This window comes from Roseovarius sp. MMSF_3359 (assembly GCF_030733385.1).
Classification (GTDB): domain Bacteria; phylum Pseudomonadota; class Alphaproteobacteria; order Rhodobacterales; family Rhodobacteraceae; genus Roseovarius.
Genome location: NZ_JASHJC010000014.1, coordinates 114280 through 131603 on the forward strand (window position 1 = coordinate 114280; position 17324 = coordinate 131603).

At 61.3% G+C, this 17324-nt stretch carries 15 protein-coding genes; 7 read left to right on the forward strand and 8 right to left on the reverse strand.

Annotated elements, in window-relative coordinates; translation table 11 throughout:
* Positions 1–18: 18 nt before the first annotated feature.
* Together RBB29_RS18240 and RBB29_RS18245 are read right to left on the reverse strand one after the other, a co-directional pair.
* The gene (locus tag RBB29_RS18240) at positions 19–1092 is read right to left on the reverse strand and encodes a BMP family ABC transporter substrate-binding protein (protein WP_306115758.1); all 1074 of its coding nucleotides are present in this window, start codon (positions 1090–1092) and stop codon (positions 19–21) included.
* 32 nt (positions 1093–1124) lie between these two features.
* Entirely contained in the window at positions 1125–2045 is a 921-nt protein-coding gene (locus RBB29_RS18245) for an ABC transporter permease (RefSeq protein WP_306115759.1), read from the reverse strand.
* Positions 2046–2140: 95 nt separating this feature from the next.
* Here RBB29_RS18245 and RBB29_RS18250 point away from each other — a divergent pair, with 95 nt between their 5' ends.
* Positions 2141–2764 carry a type VI secretion system-associated protein TagO gene (locus tag RBB29_RS18250; RefSeq protein WP_306121197.1) on the forward strand — a complete coding sequence of 208 codons (624 nt, stop codon included), beginning with the start codon at positions 2141–2143 and terminating at the stop codon, positions 2762–2764.
* 23 nt (positions 2765–2787) lie between these two features.
* On the opposite strand, the gene RBB29_RS18255 is transcribed toward RBB29_RS18250, so the two are convergent.
* Together RBB29_RS18255 and RBB29_RS18260 are read right to left on the reverse strand one after the other, a co-directional pair.
* On the reverse strand, positions 2788–3870 hold the full coding sequence (locus RBB29_RS18255; protein ID WP_306115761.1) for an ABC transporter permease: 1083 nt from the start codon (positions 3868–3870) through the stop codon (positions 2788–2790).
* Positions 3871–3915: 45 nt separating this feature from the next.
* Entirely contained in the window at positions 3916–5433 is a 1518-nt protein-coding gene (locus RBB29_RS18260; RefSeq protein ID WP_306115762.1) for an ABC transporter ATP-binding protein, read from the reverse strand.
* Positions 5434–5867: 434 nt separating this feature from the next.
* On the opposite strand from RBB29_RS18260, the gene dnaE reads away from it, so the two are divergent.
* Both dnaE and RBB29_RS18270 read left to right on the forward strand, forming a co-directional pair.
* Positions 5868–9368: a DNA polymerase III subunit alpha gene (dnaE, locus tag RBB29_RS18265; protein ID WP_306115763.1), complete on the forward strand. Its 3501-nt coding sequence runs from the start codon at positions 5868–5870 to the stop codon at positions 9366–9368.
* Positions 9369–9499: 131 nt separating this feature from the next.
* On the forward strand, positions 9500–10297 hold the full coding sequence (locus RBB29_RS18270; protein WP_306115764.1) for a hypothetical protein: 798 nt from the start codon (positions 9500–9502) through the stop codon (positions 10295–10297).
* Positions 10298–10303: 6 nt separating this feature from the next.
* On the opposite strand, the gene RBB29_RS18275 is transcribed toward RBB29_RS18270, so the two are convergent.
* Positions 10304–10501 carry a SlyX family protein gene (locus RBB29_RS18275; RefSeq protein WP_306115765.1) on the reverse strand — a complete coding sequence of 66 codons (198 nt, stop codon included), beginning with the start codon at positions 10499–10501 and terminating at the stop codon, positions 10304–10306.
* A gap of 110 nt (positions 10502–10611) precedes the next feature.
* Here RBB29_RS18275 and hisS point away from each other — a divergent pair, with 110 nt between their 5' ends.
* The 3 genes from hisS to hisG are packed head-to-tail and all read left to right on the forward strand — an operon-like array spanning position 10612 to position 13879.
* Positions 10612–12102: a histidine--tRNA ligase gene (hisS, locus tag RBB29_RS18280; RefSeq protein WP_306115766.1), complete on the forward strand. Its 1491-nt coding sequence runs from the start codon at positions 10612–10614 to the stop codon at positions 12100–12102.
* A complete protein-coding gene (locus RBB29_RS18285; RefSeq protein WP_306115767.1) occupies positions 12102–13187 on the forward strand; it encodes an ATP phosphoribosyltransferase regulatory subunit in 1086 nt (361 codons plus the stop codon). Before hisS ends, RBB29_RS18285 begins: the two co-directional genes overlap by 1 nt.
* Complete coding sequence (hisG, locus tag RBB29_RS18290) at positions 13184–13879, forward strand: ATP phosphoribosyltransferase (protein WP_306115768.1); 696 nt, start codon at positions 13184–13186, stop codon at positions 13877–13879. The genes RBB29_RS18285 and hisG overlap by 4 nt, the downstream gene beginning before the upstream one ends.
* On the opposite strand, the gene RBB29_RS18295 is transcribed toward hisG, so the two are convergent.
* Positions 13800–14405 carry a hypothetical protein gene (locus tag RBB29_RS18295; RefSeq protein WP_306121198.1) on the reverse strand — a complete coding sequence of 202 codons (606 nt, stop codon included), beginning with the start codon at positions 14403–14405 and terminating at the stop codon, positions 13800–13802. The genes hisG and RBB29_RS18295 overlap by 80 nt on opposite strands.
* A gap of 41 nt (positions 14406–14446) precedes the next feature.
* Between RBB29_RS18295 and RBB29_RS18300 the strand changes: the two genes are divergently transcribed.
* The gene (locus RBB29_RS18300; protein WP_306115770.1) at positions 14447–15619 is read left to right on the forward strand and encodes a mandelate racemase/muconate lactonizing enzyme family protein; all 1173 of its coding nucleotides are present in this window, start codon (positions 14447–14449) and stop codon (positions 15617–15619) included.
* Between the two features lie 10 nt (positions 15620–15629).
* On the opposite strand, the gene RBB29_RS18305 is transcribed toward RBB29_RS18300, so the two are convergent.
* Both RBB29_RS18305 and RBB29_RS18310 read right to left on the reverse strand, forming a co-directional pair.
* Complete coding sequence (locus RBB29_RS18305; RefSeq protein ID WP_306115771.1) at positions 15630–16154, reverse strand: outer membrane protein; 525 nt, start codon at positions 16152–16154, stop codon at positions 15630–15632.
* A 250-nt stretch (positions 16155–16404) separates the two neighbouring features.
* The gene (locus RBB29_RS18310; RefSeq protein ID WP_306115772.1) at positions 16405–16989 is read right to left on the reverse strand and encodes an outer membrane protein; all 585 of its coding nucleotides are present in this window, start codon (positions 16987–16989) and stop codon (positions 16405–16407) included.
* Between the last annotated feature and the right edge of the window lie 335 nt (positions 16990–17324).

Below are 17324 nucleotides of genomic sequence, written 5' to 3' on the forward strand. Positions count from 1 at the left end.
TTGCAAAGCTGATCCGTCTTACTGCGGAATGTCGCCTTCAAGTCCCTCGACATAGAAGTTCATACCGGCGAGCGTGCCGTCATCAGCGACCTCGCCCTCGGCAAGCCAGTCACTGCCGTCCTGCTTCTTCAGGGGGCCGGTGAAGGGGTGGTATTCACCCGCGCCGATGGCCTTGACCATAGCCAGCGCCTCTTCCTTCACATCCGCCGGGACCGCATCGCTGATCTCGCCGATCTCGACCATGCCGGTGCTGATGCCGTCCCAGGTGTTCACGGTCTCCCAGCTACCATCAATCACTGCCTGCGTCCGCGCGATGTAGTAGGGCGCCCAGTTGTCGATGATCGAACTCACGCGGGGCAGGGGGGCGTATTCGCCCATGTCCGAGGCCTGGCCGAAGGTGATCACATTGCCCGCCTTTTCGGCCGCGGCCTGCGGGGCGGTGGAGTCGGTGTGCTGCAAGATCACGTCAGCGCCCTGTTCGATAAGCGCCGTGGCGGCATCGGCCTCTTTCGCCGGATCGAACCAGGTGTAGGCCCAGATGATCTTGAACTCGACATCCGGGTTGACCTTCTTGGCGTGGATATAGGCTGAGTTGATGCCCCGGATCACTTCGGGGATCGGGAAGGAGGCGATGTAGCCGATGATGTTCGACTTGGTCATCTTGCCCGCGATATGACCTTGCACCGCGCGGCCTTCGTAGAAACGCGCGGAATAGACCGACATGTTGGGCGCGGTCTTGTAGCCGGTGGCGTGTTCGAATTTCACATCCGGAAATTTGCCCGCCACGCTCAGCGTCGGCTCCATATAGCCAAAGGAGGTCGTGAAGATCAGGTCCGCGCCCTGCAGCGCCATCTGCGTGATCGCGCGTTCGGCATCGGCACCTTCCGGCACGCTTTCCTGATAGACGGTCTCAACCGCATCGCCGAAATGCTCTTCGACCGCAAGACGGCCCTTGTCATGTTCATAGGTCCAGCCGCCGTCACCGATCGGCCCTACGTAAATGAAGCCCACTTTGGTCTTGTCCTGTGCCAAGGTGCCCGTCGCCAGGCCCATGGCCAGCGCGACGCTGGTCAAAAGGTTTGTCAGTTTCATGCAAGTCTCCCTGTTTTACTTTGTTGCGGGCCTCAGCCCGAGGCGTGAAAGATGCGGCCAAGCGAGGCCGGCGCGCGTGAGCGGTCCGCCGACATGATGACCAGCACCAGAATGGTGATGAGATAGGGCGACATTGAAAGATACTCGACCGGAATATCAACCCCTGCCGCCTGCAGATTGAGCTGCAAAACCGTGACACCGCCAAAAAGATAGGCACCGAGCAGGACCCGGCCCGCCTTCCAACTTGCAAAGACGACCAGCGCCAGCGCGATCCAGCCCGCGCCGGCGGTCATGCCTTCGGTCCATTGGGGCACGCGGATGAGGCTGATATATGCGCCGCCGAGGCCCGCGCAGGCGCCGCCGAAAAGGATCGCCATGACCCGCACGCGCACCACCTTGTAGCCAAGCGCATGGGCCGCATCGTGATTTTCGCCCACAGCGCGCAGAACCAGCCCGCCACGCGCGTATTTCAGGAAGGCCCAGATCGCGAGCACGAGTGCGAGGCCCACATAGACCATGATATCATGGGAAAAGAGGATCGGCCCTAGCACGGGAATGTCGCCAAGGAGCGGGATGTCGAGCTTGGCCGTGGGCGGCGGCTTGATTCCCACATAACCTTGCCCCATCAACGAACTCAGCCCCAGGCCGAAAAGCGTGAGTGCCAAACCGCTCGCCACCTGATTGGCGAGCGCAAACTGTGTGAGGATCGCGAAGAGGCAAGAAAGGAGTGCGCCGCCCACGGCCGCTGCGACAAACCCCAGCATCGGCGATCCGGTCTCAACCGCGACCGCAAACCCGCAAATCGCCCCGGTGATCATCATCCCCTCGACCCCGAGGTTCAAAACACCCGCCCGCTCGACAATAAGTTCACCAAGCGCGGCAATCAGGATTGGTGTCGCAGCGACCATCAGCGAGGCCAATAGGAGGGTCGGGTTGATTGACGACAGATCCATCACAGATTCCAGTTGCGATGAAGTGGCGACCCACTCTGGACAAACTCTGCCCAGAAATGTTTATCCCTTAAAAAATTCAACTTTGAGGTTTCTTGGTGACTATAGTTTCGAAGCCTGTTTTGGCTGTCATCTGTGTCTTGGTGAGTACTTCCGGCACAAGCCCGGCATTCGCACAAGATTGCGTGCAAATTAATAACGACCTCGATCGACTTGCTTGCTATGATCAGAAAAGTGGCCGGACGCCGAAGGCTGATAGTTTGCCAACGCTTAGAGGGAAATGGAATATCCAACGAGAAACCTCTGAGTTCAAAGACACAACCGATGTTTTTGTCACGGTGTCGTCTGACGAGCCCATTGGTTGCAATCGCTTTGGTACTCCCAGCAGAGCTGTTCTCATGTTGCGGTGCCTGGAAAACACGACCAGCTTGATTATCAATACAGACTGTCATTTGGCTTCCGGATTTCAAGGATATGGGAAAGTTGAATATCGCATAGACGACCAACCGGCATCGTCGCGAAGTTTCGACGCAAGCACGGACAACAAAGCCTTGGGTCTCTGGAGTGGAAACAAGTCCATTCCTTTGATAAAACAGCTTTTCGGTGCGGAACGCCTGCTGGTACGATTCACTCCTTTCAACCAGAGTCCCGTGACGGCAAAGTTTGAAGTATCTGGTGCTGAGGATGCGGTGACTGATCTTCGATCCGCCTGCAATTGGTAGTGCGCGCGTAAAATAAGATAACATCACGCCACCTCCGCCGACTGGAACCGGATGCGATAGTTCGTCAGCACATCCACCGCCAGGAGGAAGAAAAGCAGCATGCCTTGGAAAAGCTGGATCGCGGCGGCGGGCAGGCCGAGGTTGGATTGCGCGATCTCGCCGCCGATATAGGTGAGCGCCATCAGCAAGCCTGCCAGCAGGATACCCACCGGATGCAAACGGCCGAGGAAGGCCACGATGATCGCGGTGAAGCCGTAGCCCACGTTGAAGTCAATGCTGATCTGCCCGGTGGGACCGGCCACTTCGAAGAGCCCGGCAAGCCCGGCCAAAGCGCCGGATGTCCCGAGGCAAAAGAGGATCAGGAGACGCGGGCGGACCCCGGCAAATCGCGCCGCGCGGGGCGCCTGACCGGTCAGGCGGATGTGATAACCCAGGATATGGCGATTGAGCAGGATATAGGCAAAAATCACCGCGATCAGCGCCGCGACCACCCCCCAATGCATGCCCGACCCGGTGATGATCTCCGCATTATGGGCCGACGGGTATTGCTGCAGATTGCGACTGCCCGGGAACCCGAACCCTTCGGGGTTCTTCAAAGGTCCAAGCGCCATTGCGGCCAAAAGCTGCTCGGCGACGTAAACCAGCATCAGCGACACGAGGATTTCATTGGTGCCGAACCGTACTTTCAACAGCGCCGGCACCATCGCCCAGGCCCAACCGCCAAGCGCCCCGGCAAGTACCATCAACGGGAAAATGATCCAGCTTTCCATCGGATAGAACGCCAAGCCCACCGCTGCGCCGCAAATCGCGCCGATGATATACTGACCCTCCGCCCCGATGTTCCAGATGCCTGCCCGAAACCCGAGCGACAGCCCAATGGCAATCAACACCAACGGCGCGCCTTTGACCAGTAATTGCGGGCGGTAGTAGAACGCGAACTCGCCAAAGAGCGGCTCCCAGAAAATCGTCCGGATCGCCTCCACCGGTGACTTACCCAGAAGGCCGAACAGTAACCCGCCCGCGATCATCGTCACCACGACGGCGATCAGCGGGGTCAGCCACGACCAGAAGGCTGATGGCTGCGGGCGTTTTTCCAGCCTCAGCACGCGCTGCCCCTTTCATATTGCCAAAAATACTCAAATACCGACGGCTCAGACATGCGCCACCTCCATGCCATGCGCGCCGCCCATCATCAGGCCGATCTCGTCCACGCTGAGCCCCTGCGCGGGCCGGATATCCGACAGCCGCCCTTCATTCAGAGCGCAGAACCGGTCCGAGATTTCCATCAACTCATCAAGATCTTGGCTGATGCAAATCACCGCCGTGCCCCCAGCGGCGAGATCCAGAAGCGCCTGCCGGATCGCGGCGGCAGCGGCGGCATCGACGCCCCAGGTGGGCTGATTGACAATCAGAACCTCGGGCCGTTGCAACACTTCCCGCCCGATGACGAATTTTTGCAGGTTGCCGCCTGACAGCGAGCGCGCTGCGTTCTCCGGCCCCGGTGTGCGTACATCGAATGCCTCGATGATCCGGTCCGCAAAGCGGCGCGCCTCGGCCCATTTCAGAAACCCCCGGTTCATCAGCCCCTCGCGACCCGCCCCGGTCAGCAGGGCGTTCTCAATCAGGCTCATATCCGGCGCCGCCGCATGGCCCAAGCGTTCCTCGGGCGCGCTTAGAAGTCCCCTGTCGCGCCGGGCGGTGGGCCCGAGACGCCCGACCGGCTGCCCCTTGAGCTTCACGGCCTCGGCATCGCTGAGCAACTCGCCGGAGAGGGCCGCCAGCAACTCATCCTGTCCATTCCCGGCCACCCCGCCGATCCCGAGGATCTCTCCGGCCTGAACAGTGAAGTGGATGTTCTTCAGGGCGGTGCCAAACGCACCGGGCGAGGCGAGCGACAACCCCGTGACATCCAGCGCCACATCGCCCAGATCGCGGCCCGCGCGGGCAGGGGCCTCGAACGCGCTGCCCACCATCATCTCGGCCATCTCCCGCGCCGAGGTGTCGCGCGGAATGCAGGTGCCGACATTCTTGCCAAGCCGCAGGATCGTTGCATGATCGCAGAGCGCGCGGATTTCTTCGAGCTTGTGCGAGATGTAGAGGATCGCCACCCCCTCGGAGGTGAGCTTGCGCAGCGTGCCGAAAAGGATTTCGACCTCCTGCGGGGTCAGAACGCTGGTGGGCTCGTCCATGATCAGAAGTTTCGGATCCTGCAACAGGCATCGGATGATCTCGACCCGCTGCCGCTCCCCGGCGGACAGGTCACCGACGACACGGTAGGGGTCAAGCGGCAGGCCATAGGTTTCCGACACATCGCGGATGCGCGTGGCCAGGTCGCGTTGCTTCGGCGGGTTTTCCATGCCCAATGCGATGTTTTCCGCCACGTTGAGCGCATCGAAAAGCGAGAAATGCTGAAACACCATCGCGACACCGGCGGCCCTTGCCGCGCGCGGCTCGGGCGGTGCGAAGCTCGCGCCATTGAATGTCATCGTCCCGCTATCGGGTTTCACCAGCCCATAGATCATCTTGACCAGCGTCGATTTGCCGGCGCCGTTTTCGCCAAGAAGCGCATGGACCTCTCCGCTGCCGATTTCGAAAGACACGGTGTCATTGGCAATCACGCCGGGATAGGCCTTGGTCAAGCCGTCGATTTTCAGCAGCGGTGTGGTCATTTCCGTCCTTCTGCCGCAGACCCGATATCACCGGGCGCGATCTGGCGCATGTCGCGCGGTTCTACCGTTTCCCCGATCAGTAGAAAGGAAATTCCCATCGTGCAAATTCCGCCACCTTACCTCCGCCCTTTTTTCTGCGATCCCCGATGCGGCGTAGAGGAACGCGGGCTTTCCCGATGACAAGGCTACGCGGGTGCGGCCTTGCTTGGCAAGCGTCCTGTCATCGTCGCGATTGCATGTGGAATTGATCAGGGTTGCCAGCCCGAAATCAGAAATTTCATATATTTTTCAATCGGTTGCTCTGTCGTCGGGGCCATTGCATGGAAAAGGATGCAAGTCCTTTAGGCCCCGGTTGATAATCCGCGGCGAAAAGAAAGCCGGGAAGCGCACAGAAGTTGTGGCGGCAAGATCGGCGCTGACTTAGGATGCCGCATATGAGCAGCCAAGCCCGATTCATCCATCTCCGCCTTCATACTGAATACTCGCTTCTGGAAGGGGCGATCCGGCTCAAGAAACTGCCGGGTCTGTGCCTTGATGCGGGCATGCCTGCGGTTGCGGTGACCGACACCAACAACATGTTTTCCGCGCTGGAGTTCTCGGTGACCGCCAGCGGGGCGGGCATTCAGCCGATCATGGGCTGCCAGGTGGATTTCGGCGAGGACGTGGCCACCCCGGGCGAGAAGACGGCACCTCCGGCGCCGCTTGTCCTCTTGGCCCAGAACGAGCGCGGCTATGAGAACCTGATGAAGCTCAATTCCGCGCTCTATCTGCGCGGGGACGGGCAGTTGCCCCATGTCACGATGGCGGATTTGCAGGCCCATGCGGAGGGCGTTATCTGCCTCAGCGGCGGGCCGGATGGACCGGTGGGGCGGCTCTTGCAGGCGGGGCAGTTTCCGGCGGCAGAGGCGCTGATGCGCGGGCTGCACGGGGCTTTTGACGACCGTCTCTATGTGGAGTTGCAGCGTCATCCCGGCGAGAACGGCGCGCCCGAGGCCGAGCGGCTGACCGAGCGCGGGTTCATCGAGATGGCTTATGCCATGCAAATCCCGCTGGTTGCCACGAACGACGTCTATTTCCCGACCTCGAAGATGTACGAGGCGCATGATGCGATGATCTGCGTGGCCGAGGGCGCCTATGTCGATCAGTCCCAGCCGCGTCGTCGCCTGACCAACCAACATTACTTCAAATCCCCGCAGGAAATGGCGACACTGTTCGCCGACCTGCCGGAAGCGATTGAAAACACGATCGAAATCGCCCGGCGCTGTGCCTTTGGTACCTATCGCCGTGATCCGATCCTGCCGAAATTCGCCGATGACGAGGTCGAAGAACTGCGCCGTCAGGCTGAGCAGGGCTTGAAAGACCGTCTGGCGGTCATCCCCCATGCCACCTCTGTCGAGGAATATGAAAAACGCCTCGATTTCGAGCTTGGGATCATCGAGGGGATGGGATTTCCGGGCTATTTCCTGATCGTGGCCGACTTCATCAAATGGGCCAAGGATCACGACATTCCGGTTGGACCGGGCCGGGGCTCGGGCGCGGGGTCGCTCGTGGCCTATGCGCTGACCATTACCGACCTTGATCCATTGCGGTACTCGCTGCTTTTTGAGCGGTTCCTGAACCCCGAACGGGTCAGCATGCCCGACTTCGATATCGACTTCTGCATGGATCGCCGCGAGGAGGTCATCCAGTACGTGCAGGAGAAATACGGCCGCGACCGGGTGGGGCAGATCATCACCTTCGGTGCGCTTCTCTCCAAGGCCGCGGTGCGGGACATTGGCCGCGTGTTGCAGATGCCCTACGGGCAGGTGGATCGCCTTTCCAAGATGATCCCGGTCGAAGGGGTCAAACCGGTCAGCATTGAGCAGGCGCTGGCGCAGGAGGATCGCCTGCGCGAAGAGGCGAGATCCGAAGAAGTTGTCGACCGGCTTTTGAATTACGGGATGCAAGTCGAGGGGCTGCTCAGGAATGCCTCGACCCACGCTGCGGGGGTGGTGATTGGCGACAGGCCCCTTGATGCGCTGGTGCCGCTTTATCAGGATCCGCGCTCGGACATGCCCGCCACGCAGTTCAACATGAAATGGGTGGAGCAGGCGGGATTGGTCAAGTTCGACTTCCTGGGCCTGAAGACCCTGACCGTGATCCAGAATGCCATTGAACAGATCCATGGCGAGGGGCGCGACCTGCATATCGCTGCAGATGGCAGCACGATCTATGATCCCGCGCCGGGGGCGGAGAACCAGATCAACGCGATCCCGCTGGATGACGCGAAGACCTATGAGCTCTATTCGCGGGCGCAGACGGTCGCGGTGTTCCAGGTGGAAAGTTCGGGCATGATGGATGCGCTCAAACGCATGAAGCCGGACTGCATCGAGGATATTATTGCCCTCGTGGCGCTCTACCGGCCCGGTCCAATGGAGAACATCCCGAAATTCTGTGAGGTCAAGAATGACCTTTCCGACCGGGAGACGTTGCACCCGTCGATTGACCACATCCTTGACGAGACACAGGGCATCATTGTCTACCAGGAACAGGTGATGCAGATCGCGCAGGAGATGGCGGGCTATAGCCTTGGCGGCGCGGACCTGTTGCGCCGCGCCATGGGCAAGAAAATCCAGGAAGCGATGGATGCCGAGCGCCCCAAATTCATTAAGGGCGCCAAGGAAAACGACGTTGACGACAAGACCGCGCTTGAGGTCTGGAACCTGTTGGACAAGTTCGCCAATTACGGTTTCAACAAGTCCCACGCCGCCGCCTATGCGGTGGTGAGCTATCAGACTGCCTGGCTCAAGACCAACCATCCGGTGGAATTCATGGCAGGCGTCATGAACTGCGATATTCACCTGACCGACAAGCTGGCCGTCTATTTCGAAGAGGTCAAAAAGGGCCTCGATCTGCCTTATGTGCCGCCCTGCGTGAACCGGTCGGAGGCGCGGTTTGCCGTGCGCGACGGGGCGCTGCATTATGCGCTGGGCGCACTCAAGAACGTGGGTGTCGAGGCGATGAAACTCATCACCGAGGGGCGCGGGGACAAGGAATTCGCCACGCTCTACGATTTTGCCCGACGGGTGGACCTCAAGCGGATTGGCAAGCGCCCTTTGGAGATGCTGGCGCGGGCCGGCGGGTTTGACGAGCTTGATCGCAACCGACGCCGGGTGTTTGACAGCGTCGAGCGATTGATGAATTACTCCGCTGCGATTTTCGAACAGAAGAATTCCAATCAGGTGTCGCTTTTTGGCGAGGCGGGCGATGACCTGCCCGAGCCGCGCCTGCCGCCGGTGGAGGATTGGTTGCCTGCGGAGCGGTTGACCGAAGAATTCAAGGCGGTTGGCTTTTACCTGTCGGGCCACCCGCTGGATGACTATATGACGATCCTGAAGCGCAAGGACGTGCTGACGCTTGATGAGGTCAAACTCCGTGCCGAGCGTGGCGCCGCGATCCTCAAGATGGCCGGTGTCGTGGCCGGCCGGCAGGAGCGCAAATCGGCCCGCGGCAACCGTTTCGCCTTCGTGCAGCTCTCGGATACCACGGGCGGCTACGAGGTCACGATGTTCTCGGAAACGCTCGAAAAATCCCGGGATTTCCTGAATACCGGGTCCCAGGTTGTGGTCACGGTCGAGGCCACTATGGAGAGCGATCAGCTCAAACTTCTAGCGCGCTCGGTGCAGCCGATTGACGGGCTGGTTGCCGATGCCGGTGCGGTCGGCCTTCGGATTTTTGTCGATACACCCGACGTGATCCCGTCGGTGGCAAGCGTTTTGGGCAATGCCGCGGATGTAGCCAAGAATGCCGGGCGAGGGCCAGTCGTATTTTGCCTTTTGAACAATGAGTTACCGGGTGAAGTGGAGGTTGACGCGGGGCAGGATTTCCCGGTCAATCCGCAGATTAAGGGCGCCATCAAAAGCCTTGGCGGGGTTGTGACCGTCGAGGAAATCTAGGCCGCCGCCACCGGCAGAATGGGGCCGTTTTGTGGGCCTATCCCTTCGAAGAGTAGACCTTCGCCCCGATCCTGCGCTATGGAACGGTTTTGGGTGTATGTGCAGGCCGTGGGTTGGCATCGGGGGGAAGAATGAGGCATCTGCTGATCTTGTCGGTGGTGATGACGCTGGGCGCTTGTGGCGACCCGCTTGCGACCTTTCCCCGTCTGACTGAAGCGGATATTCCCGAAGACCCGACCGTCCTGAGCGTTTCGACAGATCCCGCAGATGCCCGCGGTGAGCAGGCGGGCTTCTTTGCGCGGCTCTTGGGCAGCGGTGAAGAGACGAAAATCGACGACAGTAACCTGCCGCCCGAGGTCTATGGTGCTAGGTCGGATGTGTCTGAGAATGAAGAAGGAAAGCAGGGGCTTATGAGCCTCTTCTCAACCTCAGAGAAAGCGCCCACCTCGGACGTTTCTGCCGGAACCACGCTGCCCTATGGGGAAGTGGCGCGGATCTGTGATCTTCCCCGCGCAAAGATGGGAAAGAAGGTCGCGCAGTTCCCGGAAAGACGGCCTCGACACCGGCTCTATGACAGTGATCCGGGCAACACCGCGCCGCACACATTCTATCTCACCGGGTTTGCCGATGGCTGCGCGCGGCAATTCACGGCGTCCCTGGCGCTGTTCGGGTCGGTGGGTATGCATGAACAACTGCGTTATGGCCTCCCGGCGGAGGTGCAGCCCTATAGCAAGACCGACAAGTCCTATGAAAAACTGAAATCCCAGGTTTGCGGCGTGCCGCGCAAGAAACCCTGCGGCCGCAAGATTGACCGGCTTGAAAGCAACACGGTTTTCCTCAGTATCTACGAGAGTTTCGGGGACAATGAACGCTGGTCGAACCTGCTCTTGCACGATGGCAGGCTGCTGGCACAGGACACCAAGAGCTAGGGCATATTACCAGTGCGGCGGGCGTTCATCACCGCCCAGAACGACCTGCCCGCCGACATTAGCTTCGCGTTCAGCCTCGCGTTCGATCAGCATCTGCACACGGCGGGTCAGCATGGCAATTTCCGTTTCCTGCCGGGCGATTACGTCCGACAGGTCATCAACGGTTCTGGTGAGGTGGGAAATCTGTTCTTCCAATCTTCTCATGGCCTGTTTTTACCGGCAATATCTCGGGCTGGCAACCACGGGGCCGCTTGCCCCCGTGCGGCCCATCCGCTAGACCGCGCCGCAACCACCCGCCGCAAGGAATGCGCCCCATGGCCAAGCAAAAGAAACAACCCCGCCCCAAGGCCGAACCGCCCAAGGGGTTTCGCGACTACTTCGGTGCCGAGGTAACGGAACGCGCCCGGATGCTGGATGCGATTGCCGGGGTGTATCATCGCTATGGGTTCGATGCGCTGGAAAGTTCGGGTGTTGAGACGGTTGAGGCCCTGGGCAAGTTCCTGCCCGATGTGGACCGCCCGAATGAAGGTGTATTTGCCTGGCAGGAAGACGCCGAGGGCGACAAGCCCGGTGACTGGCTGGCTCTGCGCTATGACCTGACCGCGCCGCTTGCCCGGGTCTATGCGCAGCACCGCAACGACCTGCCCACGCCCTATCGCCGGTATGCGATGGGGCCGGTCTGGCGCAACGAGAAACCCGGCCCGGGGCGGTTCCGGCAGTTTTATCAATGCGATGCGGATACTGTGGGCACGGCCTCGATGGCCGCCGACGCCGAGATCTGCGCGATGCTGGCCGACACGCTGGAAGAGGTTGGCATCCCGCGCGGCGACTACATTGTGCGGGTGAATAACCGCAAGGTGCTCAATGGCGTGCTTGAGGCTGCCGGGCTTTCTGGCAATGAGAAGCAAGTCGAGCGCGGCATTGTCCTACGAGCTATCGACAAATATGACCGATTGGGTGAGGAAGGCGTCCGAGATTTGCTGTCGGTTGGGCGGACCGATGAAAGCGGCGACTTTACGACAGGTGCCAATCTGAGCGCTGAACAGGCCGCGCGCATCATGCATTTCGTGCAGGGAGAAAGATGGTCCGATAATTTCGCCGGCTTTGATTATCTGGTGGAAGGGTCGCAGGAAGGCCGTGAAGGTGTGCAGGAACTCAAAACCATCGCAGAGCTGCTGGAGGCACAGGGCTATGGCCCTGACCGGATCGTGATCGATCCCTCAGTGGTGCGGGGGCTTGGCTACTATACCGGGCCGGTGTTCGAAGCCGAGCTGACCTTCGAGATTTTCGATGAAAAGGGCCGTAAGCGGCAGTTCGGTTCGGTCGCCGGGGGCGGGCGTTATGATGATCTGGTCAAGCGTTTCACCGGGCAGGCGGTGCCGGCCACAGGTGTGTCCATCGGGGTGGATCGGCTTCTGGCCGCGCTGCGCGAGAAGGGCCGCATTGGTGGCGGCGCAACGGGGCCTGTTGTGGTCACTGTCATGGATCGCGACCGGATGGCGGATTATCAGGCGATGGTGGGCGAGTTGCGGTCCGCGGGCATCCGCGCCGAGGTCTACCTTGGCAATCCGAAGAATTTCGGCAATCAGCTCAAATATGCGGATCGGCGCCATTCTCCGGTTGCCGTGATCGAGGGTGGCGATGAAAAGGCCAAGGGGATCGTGCAGATCAAGGACCTGATCCTGGGGGCGCAGATTGCCGAGAACGCGACGCTTGAAGAGTGGAAATCCCGCCCGAGCCAGTTTGAAGTACCGCGCGATCAACTGGTCGCCAAGGTGCAGGAAATCCTGGACGGGCAGGGCTGATGCCAGGCAGGGCGGCGATCCGGGCCGAGGCGGCGCGCCTTCGGGGCACGTTCGAAGCGGCGGGTGCGCAGCCCATCGAGGCGGCGATCCTGCAGCCTGCGGAGGTGCTTCTGGATCTCTATGGCGAGGATATCCGCGGCCGTGCCTATGTGACCTCGGACATGCTCCGGGGAGAGCAGATGCTCAGGCCCGATTTCACGGTGCCGGTGGTGCAGATGCATATGCACCACGGCGCGGAGCCTGCGCGTTACACCTATGCGGGAGAGGTTTTTCGCCGTCAGGAAGACGATCCCGACCGGGCCAGCGAATACCTGCAGGTGGGCTACGAGATTTTCGAGCGTGACCGGCCCGCGGCCTCGGATGCGGAAGTGTTTGCCCTTTTCGCAGAGCTGCTTGCGCCCTTGGGATTGCGGGCGGCGACGGGGGATATCGGCATCCTGATGGCCGCGGTGGACGGGTTGCGGACGACCGACAGGCGCAAGCAGGCGCTTCGGCGTCATATCTGGCGGCCACGGCGTTTCCGGGCGCTGATGGACCGGTTTTCGGGCCGCGCGCCCGTGCCGGAGAGCCGGGCGGCGCTGTTGGCTCATGAGGATCCGCTGGGCGATCTGCCGCACCTGATCGGCTTGCGCAGCCGGGCTGAGATTGCGGCGCGGATCGACGCCTTGCGCGAGGATGCGGCAACGCCGCCGGTCGCAAAAGGCGAGGTGGCGCTGATCGAGGCGATCCTTGATGTGCGCGAAACCAGCAATTTCGCTTTGGAGCGTCTGCGCGATATCGCGGTCGATATGCCGGCAATCAGTGACGCGGTGGACCGGTTGGCCGCGCGGATGGCCGAGCTTGACGCACGTGGGGTCGATGTGGAGGCGCTTGATTTCGAGGCGTCCTATGGCCGGACGCAGATGGAGTATTACGACGGGTTCGTGTTTGGCTTCTATGCGCCAACGCGCCCGGATCTGCCACCGGTCGCGACCGGCGGGCGCTATGACGCGCTGACTCGGCATCTGGGCCAGGGGCGCGAGATACCGGCGGTGGGCGGTGTGATCCGTCCCGGCCTGGTGGCCGCGCTTGGGGGGCTGTCATGAGCATCAAGCTGGGTGTGCCGTCCAAGGGGCGGTTGATGGAAAAGACCTTTGCATGGTTCGGTGCGCGCGGCGTGACCCTGGGCCGCGCCGGGTCGGACCGGGAATATGCAGGTTTTGTCGAGGGGATCGACAATGTGGATCTGGTGTTGCTTTCGGCAGGGGAAATTCCGCGGGAGCTGGCGGCGGGGCGCATTCACCTGGGTGTGACGGGTACCGACCTCGTTCGCGAGAAACTGGGCCCGTGGAATGGCGACGTGCGGGAATTGGCGGAACTGGGCTTTGGCCATGCCGACCTGATCCTGGCGGTGCCGTCGGCCTGGGTCGATGTGAATACGCTCGATGACCTTGACGCGGCGGCGGCGGCGTTCCGGCAGGTGCACGGGTTCCGGATGCGGATTGCGACCAAGTATCACCGGCAGGTGCGCGATTTTCTTCGGGAAAATGGCGTGGCGGATTACCAGCTTGTCGATAGCCAAGGGGCAACCGAGGGGACGGTCAAGAACGAGACCGCCGAAGCGATTGCCGATATCACCTCGACCGGTGACACGCTGCGGGCCAACCATTTGAAAATACTCGAAGACGGGTTGATCCTGAAGTCGCAGGCGACGCTGTTTACGTCTTCTGCCGCGGCGCTTGATGCGTCCGATCGGGCGGCGATGCGGGCGTTGGAGCAGAAACTGCATCTGGACTAGGTTGCGCGTCTTCGGTCGGGCTGGCGTGTCCTGTGTCGGTGATCGAGGGAGCGTAACGGCGTGTGGCCTTGCCCAGAGCCGTCGTTGCGGTCTTGAAGCGGATGGTGGCCATGTAGGGGTCGGTTGCCATCGCGAGGCCCGCCGCATTGGGCGCCGTAATCACGCCGCTGCGGATCAGTTTGGCTTGCATTGCCCCCGCTGCGGCCGGCGGCAGAGCCAATTTTTGCGACAACATTTCGACCGAGCACAAGCCGGTGGAGCGCGCCATATGCGCACCGAGGCCGTACATGTAGGGCGTGAAGGCGGGGGCAGGGGCCGCCATGGCCTGTGACGGCAGGCTCGGCAGTGCCGGGGTCAGGCCAATGGCCGCGAGGGAGCGGGTAAATTCACGTCGGTTCATGCAGGGGATATGGGGAAGGTCGGTGAAAATTGCGAGGGGCGCGTCTTGAGGCGGATCAAATCGCCCCGCTCGGGCGCCCGCCAACCCTCCCTGTCCGCCTTCGCGTGGCGATGCGCTGGCGCGCATGGGGTTTGCCTTGTCGGGGCAAATTTGCCAACGTCCTTTTCATGAAGATCAAGACAATCCGGGCGACGCCTGTGAACATCCCCTTTGTAGCGCCGTACCGGTTCAGCTACGGCGCGATTGCCTCTCTGACGAAGACCATCGTCGAGGTGGAGACCGAGGACGGTGTCGTTGGCCTGGGCGAATGTGCCGATGGGGACCGCAGTGCCGATGTGTTGACGCTCGGAGAGCAGCTTCGGGGGCTGGACATCCGGTTGACCGCCGAGGCGGAGCGGCGTGTCGTGCCGGGGATGGCCTATACGCCCTGGGACAACCTGCTGGCCAAGCGGCGCGCCTTTGGCGGTATCGAGATGGCGATGTGGGATGCGCGGGGCAAGACCGAGGATTTGCCGCTTTGGCATCTGTTGGGGGGCAAGGTCCGTGATTTCGTGCCTTTGACGGAGTATTTCGCGTTTCGCCTGCCGGGGCCAGACCATCCTGGCGAGGCCACGCCCGCAGATATTGCGCGGTTTTGTGGTCAGATGATCGAGGAGCATGACGCGCGTATCTTCGAAGGCAAGCTGGCGACCGTCGATCCGGACACTGAGATCGCCATGGTACGCGAGGTGCGGGCGGCCATTGGGCAGCGCGAATTGCGGTTGGATGCGAACGGGGCCTGGACCGTTCCGACGGCGCGGAAGGCCATCCGGCGCTTGCAGGAATACGACGTTAGCTGGATCGAGGAACCGGTTGAAAGTTATGAGGAAATGGCGCAGCTTAGGGAGTGTTCCGGGCTCAGTTTTTCGAGCCACAGGATCGACCTGAGACGGGCGGTTGAATTGGGTGCGCCCGATGCCATCGTCACCAACTTGAACGAGTTGGGCGGGATCGCGAACGCGATGGCCTTCATCCGGGCCTGCGAGGCGTTTAACGTAGGCTTCCGGTTTCATTCGGGCGAAAGCGGGGTCGCCACGGCGGCTTATCTGCATGTTTCGGCTGCGGCGCGCCATGTCACCGATGCGAGCCAGACCTTGCTGCGCTGGTATGCCGACGATGTTATCGAGGGTGGCCCGATGCAGCCTAAGTCTGGTGGTCTTTGGCTGCCGGAAGGGTCGGGGCTTGGTGTGGCGCTTGACCGGGTGGCATTGGCGCGGTGCCATGCGCGTTTCATCGAGGAAGGCGCGTTCCCGGCGGATAAGAAAACGGCACGTTACGGCGGCAGTTTCCAGAAGAGCTGACCCGGCGGGGTCAGAAGCGGAACGTGCCGCGGACCTGCATGGTTGTTGCGTCCACATCCGTGGTCGTGGCGTTGAAGTTGTCGAACTCGTGGTAGATCACCTCGCCGCCGAGGCTGAAGTTCGGGGCGAGTCGGCGCTCGTATCCTGCGCCGACGAAATAGCCATCTTCGTCCCCCAGCGTGTCGGTGTCGGCATTAGCGTAGCCCGCGGTCCCGTAGGCCAGGCCCTGGCCGATCTTGTAGCCGCCGCGAAACTTGATGCGCCAAACCTCTTCGAGATCGGCCGCGGCGCCAAGGTCGATATCGGCCACGTCATAATCCGCGCCGAGGCCAATAACCCAATTGCCCAGATCCCAGTCATACCCCCCGGTGATCCCGCCGATGAGGCCATCGCCGCTGACCCCCGGCAGGGTGCTGTCTGCGGACGCAAATCCGAGCTGGGCGCCGGCATAGGCACCGGACCAGTCCGGGGACTGGGCCACGGCTGTCCCGGACGCAAAAGCGCCGATCAGGAGGGATGCCAGGGCCGTTTTCATTCGCGATGTCCTTTTTACACGACCCGCGAGGGGCCTGAGGGGCGCGGAGAATCACGAGTATAGCATACAACCGTGGATTGGGTTTTCGTAATCAACGGTATCGTTTGCGGGCCAGTGTACCGGTTTGGGATTTCAAACCGCGTGGGTTTGGCCGTTTATGGCCGCGATTTGAGGGAATTATCAGGTGTTTATACAAAAAGACGCCCCCGGAGAAATTTCCGGAGGCGCCTTTGATGCTTATCAAGCTGACTTAGAAGCGGAAGGTACCGCGCAGTTGAACGGTTGTCGCTTCAACATCGGTCGGTGTGGAGTTGAAGTTGTCGAACTCGTGGTAAAGCACTTCGCCACCGAGGCTGAAGTTCTGGGTTACCAGGTGCTCGTAACCGGCACCGATGAAGTAGCCGTCATCGTCGCCCAGGTTATCGGTGTCCGCGTTGGCATAGCCGACGGTCGCATAGGCAAGGCCGTTGCCGATCTTGTAACCGCCACGGGTCTTCAGGCGCCAGACCTGCTCGAGATCAGCGGCAGCGCCAAGGCTGATATCCGCGAAATCCCAGTCTGCGCCAACACCGACGACCCAGTTGCCCAGATCCCAGTCGTAACCGCCAACGATACCGCCGATGAGGCCGTCACCGTCAACGCCGGCGACATTGGTGTCGACATTGGCATAACCGATTTGGCCACCGGCGTAGAACCCGGTCCAGTCGGGGGAGGAGGCGACGGGCGCGGGCGCTGCGAGCACGGGTTCCACGGGAGCGGGTTCGGGGGAGCCGGCAAAAGCCGGCGCAGTGGCCAGGGCCAGAGCGGCGGTGGCAAGTGTTACTTTCTTGAACATGTCAAAGTTCCTTCTTTTTGCACCCCTTGATTTGGGGCGTTTCGCTAGCGGTCCGGGCGGGATTGCCCGGAAACTGTCGCTCGTGACAAAAGGGTATTTGTTGCACCCTTGCAGAGGAAACAAGGGGACGGGGCTACAAGTTCCGTTCACATTTTTTTGTGGGGCATTTTGGGCTGAAAATGGCCGGGGCGGTGGCGGAATCCTGCGGGGCGGTGCGGTTTTTGGGCAACGCATTCAGGCAATCGGGGGCGAGAGGTGGACGCGGGGGCGGTCCAGCCCCATGTGGGCGGATTTTTCTTGAGGCGTGCTCTGTTGATCGCCTCATTCGGGCGCCC